The organism is Streptomyces sp. NPDC014764 (genome assembly GCF_043082785.1).
Classification (GTDB): Bacteria; Actinomycetota; Actinomycetes; order Streptomycetales; family Streptomycetaceae; genus Streptomyces; species Streptomyces althioticus.
Window position 1 is genome coordinate 204,314 of sequence record NZ_JBIBXY010000003.1, and the last position, 10,721, is coordinate 215,034.

The window sequence follows — 10,721 nt, forward strand, 5'->3', positions numbered from 1 at the left end:
CGCACCAGGGCCGGGTGCGCCGGAGTACCCGCGGGGCCGGGGCGTTCACCACCACTGCGAGTCGAGGCGCCCCTCGATCGCACGCAGGTTCTCCCGGGAGCAGCGCTCGCAGTAGTGCAGACGGACGCCGTTCTCCACGGAGAGGGTCCAGGTCGGCGGCGGGCCGTCGGCGCGGACGCCGCAGCGGGCACAGGCAAGCATCCGGGGTTCCGAGGCGGAGCCCTCGTCGTCACCTTCGTGAGGACTGGTCACGCGGCGACGATAACCCCGCGCCGAGCGCCTCGCTCCCTCAACGCACCGCGGGGGCCGGTCCGTTCACACGGACCGGCCCCCGCGGGGAAGATCGGGGCCTCCCTCTGGGGAGGCCGTCGCTCCAGGCGGCATGCCCTACTGCATGCCCTACTGCATGACCGCCATGGCGAGCGCCCGGCGGGCGCGCCTCGAGGCGCGCTCGGCCCGGCGCTGCATCCGGCGCGCGGTCAGCAGGCCGCTGGCCTGCCTCTCCCGCTGCGCCTCCTGCAGCCGGTCGTGCATATGCGCACGAGCCAGGGCTTCTGGGATGAGTTGCATCTCTCGGGTCCTGTTCTGGCGCGAGTCGTTCGCACCGCTGGTGGTGAAGTCTTCGGTCGCGGAGCCTGCGGGCTCGTGGGTGGACGGCGTCATCGGGGCCTGCTTCTGGGGGTCGTGCGTGAGGGGGCGGTCGATCGTTCCGGGGGTGTTCATGCCGAGACCGGGTTCTTGCGCGGGCGGCCACGCGGCCGCTTCCGGGCGACGACGACACCCTGGACGAACAGCTCGCCGCCCCAGACGCCCCAGGGCTCACGCCGCTCCTTGGCGCCGGCGAGGCAGGCCTCGACCAGCGGGCAGGTACGGCAGAGGGACTTGGCGTACTCGACGTCCGCGGGCGACTCGGCGAAGAAGACCTCCGGGTCGTAGGAGCGGCACGGGACGGGTACGCCGAGGTTCTCGATGGCGTCGTCGAGCGCGGTGAGCGCGGTGAGCGCGGTGAGCGGAGTCAAGGTCGGGTCCTCCGTGGAGCCGGGCTTGGGGATCGTGTCGGAAGGCGGTACGGACGGGGCGTGCGCTTCGAGTTGCACGGCTGGTCTTCCTCGTCTGGTCGTTTCCGGCCGGTCGGCCGGATGTGCGGTGGTACCGGGTTCTTTTCTTGTCCCGAGGCGCCTTGTCCTGTCTTCCCGTTCAGGGCAAACAGAAGGGCCGCGGATCCCGGATGGGGTTCCGCGGCCCTGAAGGCGCCGGCCTGATCAATCAGGCTGGATCACTCCAGGGTTCTGGCCCACGGAAGGCCCACATCAGGTGGTGCTGCGTCGTCTGCTTCCGGAATCCGGCACCGGCCGCCGCAAAGGCATAGGCCTGCGCCTGTGCCACTACTGCTGCTTCCAGTGCCTTGGTCGGTCGCTCATCGCGCTCACGGACGACAAGGCCCGCGGGAGCGAGGGAGGACGCCGGACGGACGGCACGAATGCCGGACAGACCGGTGCCCTGGTTCGAGGCGCCGAGGATGCACAGGGAGACGGCCGAGCGATCGGTCAGTTTGACGCTGGTGCTGGTGTTGATGCTGATCACAGGACTCGCCTCCTCTCGGCGTCTCAGGGGACCGGGCGAACCGGTCCGCGGATATGCAAGTACAACACGGAATCACGGCCTCCGAGAAGGCCGCTGTCCCCGTGGCTTAGAACCTATGGGGATTCCCGGGGCATGCGCAAACTATTTTTCCGACGAGTTCGTATCAGTCCTGATCTTGTCCCTCGGCGGGGTCCCGGCCCGCGCAGAGAGCCAGCACGTCGGCGCCGTAACGGCGCAGCTTGCGCATGCCCACCCCGGGAATGCGGGCCAGATCGTGCTCCTCGTCGGGGACAGCCTCGGCGATGGCGATCAGCGTCTTGTCGGTGAAGACGCAGAAGGCCGGCTGGCCGCTGCGCCGCGCCTGCTCGCCGCGCCACTCGCGCAGCCGCTCGTACAGACCCTCGTCCATGTCGGAGGGGCAGTCCTCGCAGCGCATCAGCTTCATCTCGCCGCCGTCGGTCAGCGTGCGGCCGCAGACGCGGCAGCGGGCGGGGGTGCGCTGCCTGCGGCGCGGCGCCTGCTCGGTGACCGCGGTGGCCGGCGCCGTCCAGGAGCCGCGCTCCACTCCGCCGGTTCCTGCCGCGCCCGCGCGGCCGGCGACGGCCTGCGAGCCGGGGCGCAGTCCGGTGAGGAAGCGGCTGGGGCGACGGTTCGCCCGGCCGCCCGGGGAGCGGGCGAGCGCCCAGGAGAGGTTGAGGTGTTCCCGGGCGCGGGTGACGCCGACATAGAGGAGACGGCGCTCCTCCTCGATCTGTTCGTCCGTCTTGGCGTAGGTGATCGGCATCATCCCTTCGGCGACGCCGACCAGGAAGACGACGTCCCACTCCAGGCCCTTGGCCGCGTGCAGCGAGGCGAGTGTGACGCCCTGGACCGTGGGGGCGTGCTGGGCGCCGGCCCGCTCGTCCAGTTCGACGACGAGGTCGGCGAGCGTGGCGTCGGCCTTGGCGGTGGCGAAGTCCTGGGCGAGGTGCACCAGGGCGGCGAGGGACTCCCAGCTCTCCCGCACCGCGCCCGACCCGGCGGGCGGCTGGGGTGTCCAGCCCTTGCCGGAGAGCACTGCCCGCACCTGGGAGGGAAGGTCGGGGGCGTCGTCGAGGAGCGCGTCGTTGCCGCCGAAGCGGGCGGCGGCGCGCAGGGCGGTGATGGCGTTGCGCACCTCGGGACGGTCGAAGAACCGCTCGGCCCCGCGCAGCTGGTAGGGCACGCCGGCGTCGGCGAGGGCCTGCTCGTAGGTCTCGGACTGGGAGTTGGTGCGGAACAGGACGGCGATCTCGCTCGCCGGGACGCCGGAGTCGATCAGCTCGCGGATGCGGCGGGCGGCGCCCTCGGCCTCGGCGGGCTCGTCCGTGTACTCGGTGAAGACCGGCTCGGGTCCCGCGGGGCGCTGGGAGACCAGCTCGAGCCGGTGGTCGGCGGCGCGGCCCTTCGCCTGGGCGAGCAGGCCGTTGGCCAGGCGGACCACCTGAGGGGTCGAACGGTAGTCGCGGACGAGCTTGACGACGGTGGCGCCCGGGTGGCGGACGCGGAAGTCGAGCAGATGGTCCGGGGTCGCGCCGGTGAAGGAGTAGATGGTCTGGCTGGCGTCGCCGACCACGCACAGGTTCTCCCGGTCGCCGAGCCACAGCTCCAGGAGGCGCTGCTGGAGGGGGCTGACGTCCTGGTACTCGTCGACGACGAAGTGCTGGTACTGCGCCCTCACCTGCTCGGCGATGTCGGGCCGGTCCTGGAGGACGGCGACGGTGAGCAGCAGGACGTCCTCGAAGTCGATGACGGAGCGCTCTCGCTTGAGCTCCTCGTAGGCGGCGTAGAGCTGGGCGATCTCAGCGGGGTCTCGGGGCGTCTCCCGGTCGGTCTTGGCGGCCGCCGCCGCGTAGTCGGCGGGAACGGTCTGGGTGACCTTGGACCACTCGATCTCGGCGGTGACATCCCGCAGCTCGCCCCGGTCGAGGCGGATCCGGCAGGCGGCGGCCGCGTCGGCGACCAGCTGGATCTTGCGGTCGACGATCCGGGGCAGGGATCCGCCTACCGCCTTGGGCCAGAAGTACTGGAGCTGGCGCAGGGCCGCGGAGTGGAACGTCCGCGCCTGGACGCCCACGGCCCCGAGCTGGCGCAGCCGGCCGCGCATCTCCCCCGCCGCGCGGTTGGTGAACGTGACGGCGAGGACGCTGGAGGGCTGGAGGATTCCGGCCCGCACCCCGTAGGCGATGCGGTGGGTGATCGCCCTGGTCTTGCCGGTGCCGGCGCCCGCCAGCACGCACACCGGTCCGTGCAGCGCGGTGGCGACGGCGCGCTGCTCGGGGTCGAGACCTTCGAGCACCGCGTCGGCCGAGTCCGGGACCCGCGGGAAGAGGGTGGAGTGCGTTGCTGCTGTCACACCGCCATGCTGCCAGGTCGCCCGGGACAGGTGAGCCGGTTGTCCACAGGGAAGGGCTCGCAGTCGTACCAATGCGACAAGCGTCACGTCACCGGCTTCCGGAGCCGTGTGCCGGTGGGAATGCCTTCGCTTTCAAGTACGTTCCCCCGACAGACCGAGGACTTCCCCGAGCCGCCGAAGGAGCGCGAGAGGCATGCAGGGCACTGTGACGATGTACAGCACCACGTGGTGCGGCTACTGCCGTCGGCTGAAGAGCCAGATGGACCGTGAGGGCATCGCGTACACCGAGATCAACATCGAGCAGGACCCCGAGTCGGCGGCCTTCGTCGAGAAGGCGAACGGCGGCAACCAGACGGTGCCCACCGTGCTGTTCCCCGACGGTTCGACGCTCACCAACCCGTCGCTCGCGCAGGTCAAGCAGAAGATCGGCGTCTGAGCTTCCCCGCGGACGCATCAAGCTGACCGGCGTCTGAGCTTCCCGCACACGACGAAGCGGGCGGCCGTCCCTCACGGGACCGGCCGCCCGCTTCGTCGTGTGCGGGTCGCCGGGCTCAGAAGGTGCTGCGGGTGGGCAGTTCCTCGCCGTACCAGTGCTCGATCAGGCGGGCCGCGATGGAGATGCCGTAGGGCGGGAGCACCTCGCCGGACTCGAAGGCGGCGCGCAGTTCGTCGCGGGAGAACCAGCGGGCCTCGTGGATCTCGTCGCCGTCCACGTTGATCTCGGAGGAGGTGGCGTGGGCGACGAAGCCGAGCATCAGGCTGGAGGGGAACGGCCAGGGCTGGCTGGCGACGTACTCGACCTCGCCGACGGCGATGCCGACCTCCTCGTGCACCTCGCGGCGCACCGACTGCTCGATGGCCTCGCCCGGCTCGACGAACCCGGCGAGCGTGGAGAAACGGCCCTCGGGCCAGTGGACCTGGCGGCCGAGCAGGATGCGGTCCTTGTCGTCGATCACCGACATGATCACTGCGGGGTCGGTGCGCGGGTAGTGCTCGGCGCCGCAGGCGGGGCAGCGGCGGATGTGGCCGGCGGCGGCGATGACGGTGCGCTCGCCGCAGCGCGAGCAGAAGCGGTGCAGCCGCTGCCAGTTCTCCAGCGCCACGGCGTGCACCATCAGGCCCGCCTCGCGCGGGGACAGCAGCAGCCCGGCCTCGCGCAGGCCCGCCGGGCGGGCGGAGTCGTCCATCCGGCCGGGCAGGGAGTCCTTCTGCAGGGCGAAGTAGCTGACGCCGTCCTCGTCGATGCCGAGGAAGTAGCGGTGGGCCTCGGTGAGCGGGGCCTCGAAGGACGGGGTCATGAGGAGTTCGGTGCGCCCGTCCGGAGCCTCGTCGATGAGGACCTGGCCGCCGGAGACCACGAAGCAACGGGTCGAGGGGTGGCTCCACGCCGCCGCGAGCCATGCCTCGTCGAGCCGGTGGTGCGCTGCGCGGTCGATGCCGCTCGGGGCGGTGAGCGAGATGGGTCGGTCGGCGGTGTGGTCGGTCCTGGTGGTCACGGGTGCTTCCAACTCCCCCGGGGAACGGATCGGGTCGCGGGCGGTCTGGCGGACGAGGGCGGGAGGGACCGGGTCCTGCGGGCGGGGCGGTGGCGCGGCTCTTCCAGTGTGCCGCGCGCGGGCGCCCGCTTCGGACGGCGCGTGTGTCAGGGGGCGTGCCGCCAGTGCTCGGCGAGGTCGCCCCAGAGGTGGGCACTGGTCTCGGCGCCCTTGAGCAGCAGGTCCAGCTCGACCTTCTCGTCGGGGGCGTGCCAGCCGTCGGACGGGACGGAGATGCCGAGGAAGAGCACTGGTGCGCCGAGGACGTCCTGGAGGTCGGCGGCCGGTCCGGAACCGCCCTCGCGGGTGAACAGCACGGGTGTGCCGAAGGCGCGGCCCATCGCGCGGACGATCGACTGGAGGGCGGGGTGGTCGAGCGGGGTGAGGCAGGGGCGGGTGGCGGGGCTGAAGCTGATCTCGTGCCGGACGCCTTCGGGCAGCCGGCCGGGCACCCAGGCGGCGACAGCCTCACGGATGTGCGCGGGGTCCTGGCCCGCGACCAGCCGGAAGGACAGCTTCACCATCGCGGAGGACGGGATGATCGTCTTGCTGCCGGGGCCCTGGTAGCCGCCGCCGATGCCGTTGACCTCGGCGGTGGGGCGCGCCCAGATGCGCTCCAGGGTGCTGTAGCCGGCCTCGCCGCCGGTGCCGTGCGACTTGGCGGTGTGCAGCCACCGCTCCTCGTCGAAGGGAAGCCGGGCGAAGAGCTCCCGCTCCTCGTCGGTGAGCTCGACGACGCCGTCGTAGAAGCCGGGGATCGCCACCCGTCCCTGTTCGTCGTGGAAGGCGGCCACCAGCCGGGCGGCCGCGGTGGCCGGGTTGGGGACCGCGCCGCCGAAGGAGCCGGAGTGGATGTCCTGGTCGGGGCCGTACAGACGGATCTCGCACTCGGCGAGGCCGCGCATGCCGGTGCACACGGTCGGGGTGTCCTCGGCCCACATGCCGGTGTCGGAGACGATCACGGCGTCGGCGGCGAGCCGCTCCGCGTACCGCTCGACGAGCTCCCGGAAGTGCGGGGAGCCGGACTCCTCCTCGCCCTCGATCAGCAGCTTGAGGTGGACGGCGGGACTGGTGCGGCCGGTGGCTGCGAGGTGGGCGCGCACGCCCAGGGTGTGGAAGAAGACCTGGCCCTTGTCGTCGGCGGCGCCGCGCGCGTAGAGGCGGTTGCCGCGGACGACGGGCTCGAAGGGGTCACTGCTCCAGCCGTCCTCGCGGGCGGCCGGCTGCACGTCGTGGTGGCCGTACACCAGGACGGTCGGCGCCTCGGGGTCGTCGCTGGGCCACTCGGCGTAGACGGCCGGGGCGCCCGGGGTGTCCCAGACCTCGGCGGCCGGGAATCCGGTGTCCTTCAGGGCGGCGGCCAGCCAGTCGGCGCTGCGGCGCACGTCGGGGGCGTGATCGGGCCGGGCCGAGACGGACGGGATGCGGAGCCACGCGGAGAGGTCGTCGAGGAACGCCGTGCGGTGGTCTGCGATGTACGTACGGACGGCGTCGACGGCATTGTCAACGTGCTGGCTCATGTCTACGAGCCTATCGGCACACAGGGGTGTCCTCGGAGTGCGGAATCTCACCGTGCGACGTGCGGGGTCTCACCGCCCGTGGTCCGGTATCTCACCGCCCGGGGTGCGGTGTCTCACCGCCCGGGGTGCCGTATCTCTTCGCCCGGTTCGTCGAGCAGCAGGCGCCCCAGCTCGGCACGGCCGGGAAGCCGCTCCGGGCGGACCACCTCACCGGTGCGGACGTACAGGAACACGGCGGTGACCGACTCCAGGGGTACGCCCTGCTGCTCGGCCCAGGCGAGCCGGTAGACCGCCAGCTGCAGCGGGTCGGCGGTGCGGACCCGGCCGGTCTTCCAGTCGACGATCTCGTACGTCACCGCGTCGCCGTCCTCGGGATTCTCGTGCCGGTACACGGCGTCGATGCGGCCCCGGACGACCCGCCCGGCGATCGACAGCTGGAACGGCGCCTCCACGCGGTACGGAGTGCGGTGGGCGTACTCGGTGCGCTCGAAGGCCTCCTTGAGCTCCTCCAGGTCGCGCTCGTCGGCGATCTCCGCGTCGGCGCCGGGCAGCTCGTCCGGGTCGAGCATGGGCAGGGTCAGCTCCTCGAAGCGCGCCTCGACCCACGCGTGGAAGCGGGTACCCCGGCGCGCGGCGGGCTGCGGCGGGCGCGGCATGGGGCGGGCCAGCTCCCGGGCGAAGCCGTCGGGGTCGTCGGCGAGCCGCAGCAGCTGGGACGCGGTGAGGGAGGCGGGCAGCCGCACCTCGGTGACGGTGTCGCGGGCGCGCAGCAGCTCCCCGGTGAGGGCGTCCAGGTCACGGTCCCAGGAGGCGACGGCGCGGGCCTCCTCGGGGGTGAGGCGCGCCTCGGCGGGCGCGGGGAGGTCCGGCCGGGACGGTGCGGCGGACTCGTCCGGGGCGGTCGCCTGGTGGGGGACGACGGGGCGCTCGGTGGGCAGGGAGTCCCAGTCGGCGGCGTCCACCGCGCCGGGCTCCTCCGGGTACGGATCGTCGGCGTAGTCCTCCGGGTACGGCTCCTCGTCGTCCGGCGGGGGCGGCCAGTCCGGGTCGTCGTGGCCGCCCGGGTCGTGGACGGCCGGAGCGGCGTCCGGGTCGGCGGCGAGACGGTCGAGGTGGGCGAGGACGGTCTCGGCGGCGGCCCGGCGCCGGGCCAGGGCCGCGTCGTCCAGAGGCAGCGGCCACGCCTGGACGTCGCCGGCCTGCCGCAGCGCCGGGTTCTCCTCGTCCTCCGCGGGTTCCTCCGCCCACTCCTCGATCTCGCCGTACCCGGCGGCGCAGTGGTCGTGGAGGGCGAGCAGGAACTCGGAGGGGCCACGCGGCTTCTTCTGGCTGGGGCCCCACCAGTGGCCGGAGCCGAGCAGCAGGGAACGGGGGCGCGTGAAGGTGACGTAGCCGAGGCGCAGCTCCTCGGTGTGCTGGTGTTCCTTCATCGCCTCGTGGAAGGCCTTCAGGCCCCGCGAGTCCCAGGACGGCACGTCGGGGAGGGTGTCGGCGTCACCGCGCAGCGTGTGCGGCAGCACCTTGCCCTGCGCCGTCCACTTCTCGCGGCCCCGGTCGCTGGGGAAGGCGCCGGTGACCAGGCCCGGGACGGCGACGACGTCCCACTCCAGGCCCTTGGACTTGTGGGCGGTGAGCACCTTGACGGTGTTCTCGCCACCCGGCAGCGCGTTGTCCAGGCCCTTCTCGTACTGGGCGGCGGTGCGCAGGAAGCCGAGGAAGGCGAGCAGGGTGGCCTCGTTGTCGCCGGAGGCGAAGGACGCGGCGACGTCGAGGAAGTTGGACAGCGTCTCCCGGCGGCGGGCGGCCAGCGCGTGCGGGGACGCGGACAGCTCGACCTCGAGTCCGGTGACGGCGAGCACCCGGTGCAGTACGTCCATCAGCGGGTCGGCGAGGGAGCGGCGCAGGTCGCGCAGCTCGGCGGCGAGGCGGGCGAAGCGGACGCGCGCGTCGGGCGAGAAGGGCAGCCCGTCGTCGTCCCCACCGCCCTCCATCGGGGTCTCCAGGAAGGTGTCGAGGGCGTCGGCGAGCGCGATCACCTCGGCGGGGTCGACGCCCTCGACGGCCTCGGCGAGCCGCCGGTCGGGGTCGTCGCCGTCCACGCGCGCGTGGAACACCAGCCGGCGCGCGCGGCGGCCGAGCAGGGCGAGGTCGCGGGGGCCGATCCGCCAGCGCGGTCCGGTCAGCAGCCGGACGAGGGAGGCGTTGGCGCCGGGATCCTGGAGGACCTCGCAGACGGCGACCAGGTCGGCGATCTCCGGCAGGTGCAGCAGCCCGGACAGGCCGACGACCTCGACGGGCACGTCCCTGGCGACCAGCGCGGCCTGGATCTCGCCGAAGTCGGTCGCCGTCCGGCACAGGACGGCGATCTCGCCGGGTGCCTTGCCGGTGTTCACCAGGTGGGCGATCGAGTCGGCGAGCCAGTCGATCTCCTCTGCGTGGGTGCGCAGCAGGGCACAGCGGACGATGCCGTCGCGCTCGGCGCCGGGCGCCGGGCGGAGGGCCTCCACGCCCGCGTGCATGGCGCGCAGCGGCTCGGCGAGGCCGTTGGCGAGGTCGAGCAGACGGCCGCCGCTGCGGCGGTTCTCGCTGAGCGACTGGCGGGTGGCGGGGCGGCCGTCGGCGTGCGGGAAGTGCTCGGGGAAGTCGTCGAGGTTGGCGACGGAGGCGCCCCGCCAGCCGTAGATGGCCTGGCAGGGGTCGCCCACGGCGGTCACCGGGTGGCCGGTGCCGCCGCCGAAGAGGCCCGCGAGGAGGACCCGCTGGGCGACCGACGTGTCCTGGTACTCGTCGAGGAGGACCACCCGGAACTCGTCACGCAGCACGCGGCCCACCTCGGGCAGGCCGGCCAGGCGCGCGGACAGGGCGATCTGGTCGCCGAAGTCGAGCAGATCGCGTTCACGTTTGGCGGTCCGGTAGCGCTGCACCAGCTCGGCGAGTTCACGGCGGGCGGCGGCGGCCTCGGGGACCTTGCGCAGGTCGGCGTTGGTGAGCTTGGCGTTCTCCAGGGCGCGCAGCAGCTCGGCGTCGTGGGCGCGCACGTCCTCCGGGCGCACCAGGTGCTCGGACAGCTCCGAGTCGAGGGTGAGGAGATCGCCCACCAGGTCGGGGAAGGAGCGTGTGAGGGCCGGGTAGAGGCCGGGCGCCTCGCGCAGCACGCGCGCGGCGAGCTGGTAGCGGGTGGCGTCGGCGAGCAGCCGGGACGTCGGTTCGAGGCCGATGCGCAGCCCGTGGTCGGTGAGCAGCCGACCGGCGAAGGCGTGGTACGTGGAGATCACCGGCTCGCCCGGGGGGTTGTCCGGGTCGATGGCGTCGGGGTCGGTGACGCCGGCCTTGACCAGGGCCGCGCGGACGCGTTCGGCGAGTTCACCGGCGGCCTTGTTGGTGAAGGTGAGGCCGAGGACCTGCTCGGGGGCGACCTGGCCGGTGCCGACCAGCCAGACCACGCGGGCCGCCATCACCGTCGTCTTGCCGGAACCCGCTCCGGCCACGATCACCTGCGGGGCGGGCGGCGCGATGATGCAGGCCGTCTGCTCCGGGGTGAACGGGATCCCGAGCAGCTCCTTGAGCTCGTCGGGACGGGTGATACGGGCGGGCACACCGAGAATCTAACGGCGGCCACCGACAGCGCGGGCCCACCGGGCCTGCCGTGATGGAAGAAGCGCAGGTCGGAGAGGGTGGTGCGATACGTCACGCGCGCCTGTGGAGCAC

At 72.9% G+C, this 10,721-nt stretch carries 9 protein-coding genes; 1 reads left to right on the forward strand and 8 read right to left on the reverse strand.

Going from position 1 to position 10,721, the window contains the following annotated elements; all coding sequences use genetic code 11:
- Nucleotides 1-45: 45 nt before the first annotated feature.
- The 5 genes from ACF1AG_RS09710 to ACF1AG_RS09730 all read right to left on the reverse strand — a co-directional run bounded on the left by ACF1AG_RS09710 (nucleotide 46) and on the right by ACF1AG_RS09730 (nucleotide 4,045).
- A complete protein-coding gene (locus ACF1AG_RS09710) occupies nucleotides 46-252 on the reverse strand; it encodes a hypothetical protein (protein ID WP_359606917.1) in 207 nt (68 codons plus the stop codon).
- 147 nt (nucleotides 253-399) lie between these two features.
- Nucleotides 400-723 carry a hypothetical protein gene (locus tag ACF1AG_RS09715; RefSeq protein WP_019522857.1) on the reverse strand — a complete coding sequence of 108 codons (324 nt, stop codon included), beginning with the start codon at nucleotides 721-723 and terminating at the stop codon, nucleotides 400-402.
- The gene (locus tag ACF1AG_RS09720) at nucleotides 720-1,097 is read right to left on the reverse strand and encodes a WhiB family transcriptional regulator (RefSeq protein ID WP_086699453.1); all 378 of its coding nucleotides are present in this window, start codon (nucleotides 1,095-1,097) and stop codon (nucleotides 720-722) included. The genes ACF1AG_RS09715 and ACF1AG_RS09720 overlap by 4 nt, the downstream gene beginning before the upstream one ends.
- Nucleotides 1,098-1,266: 169 nt before the next feature.
- Nucleotides 1,267-1,584: a hypothetical protein gene (locus ACF1AG_RS09725; protein WP_078493004.1), complete on the reverse strand. Its 318-nt coding sequence runs from the start codon at nucleotides 1,582-1,584 to the stop codon at nucleotides 1,267-1,269.
- A 163-nt stretch (nucleotides 1,585-1,747) separates the two neighbouring features.
- On the reverse strand, nucleotides 1,748-4,045 hold the full coding sequence (locus ACF1AG_RS09730) for an ATP-dependent DNA helicase UvrD2 (protein WP_387794890.1): 2,298 nt from the start codon (nucleotides 4,043-4,045) through the stop codon (nucleotides 1,748-1,750).
- A 106-nt stretch (nucleotides 4,046-4,151) separates the two neighbouring features.
- Between ACF1AG_RS09730 and ACF1AG_RS09735 the strand changes: the two genes are divergently transcribed.
- Nucleotides 4,152-4,394 (forward strand): mycoredoxin, encoded by a 243-nt coding sequence (locus ACF1AG_RS09735; protein ID WP_033272097.1) that lies wholly within the window; start codon nucleotides 4,152-4,154, stop codon nucleotides 4,392-4,394.
- Nucleotides 4,395-4,509: 115 nt separating this feature from the next.
- Here ACF1AG_RS09735 and nudC read toward each other — a convergent pair whose 3' ends face one another.
- The 3 genes from nudC to ACF1AG_RS09750 form a co-directional block, all read right to left on the reverse strand.
- Nucleotides 4,510-5,454 (reverse strand): NAD(+) diphosphatase, encoded by a 945-nt coding sequence (gene nudC, locus ACF1AG_RS09740; protein WP_359604718.1) that lies wholly within the window; start codon nucleotides 5,452-5,454, stop codon nucleotides 4,510-4,512.
- A gap of 146 nt (nucleotides 5,455-5,600) precedes the next feature.
- Nucleotides 5,601-7,013 carry a dipeptidase gene (locus ACF1AG_RS09745; RefSeq protein WP_359604716.1) on the reverse strand — a complete coding sequence of 471 codons (1,413 nt, stop codon included), beginning with the start codon at nucleotides 7,011-7,013 and terminating at the stop codon, nucleotides 5,601-5,603.
- 113 nt (nucleotides 7,014-7,126) lie between these two features.
- Nucleotides 7,127-10,609, reverse strand: coding sequence for an ATP-dependent DNA helicase (locus ACF1AG_RS09750; RefSeq protein WP_359604714.1), 3,483 nt, complete (start codon nucleotides 10,607-10,609; stop codon nucleotides 7,127-7,129).
- Between the last annotated feature and the right edge of the window lie 112 nt (nucleotides 10,610-10,721).

Excerpts from the sequence above, each read along its gene's own strand:
- ACF1AG_RS09735 (WP_033272097.1), top strand. The coding sequence starts at position 4,152 with ATGCAGGGCACTGTGACGATGTACAGCACCACGTGGTGCGGCTACTGC.
- ACF1AG_RS09715 (WP_019522857.1), bottom strand. The coding sequence starts at position 723 with ATGAACACCCCCGGAACGATCGACCGCCCCCTCACGCACGACCCCCAG.
- ACF1AG_RS09745 (WP_359604716.1), bottom strand. The coding sequence starts at position 7,013 with ATGAGCCAGCACGTTGACAATGCCGTCGACGCCGTCCGTACGTACATC.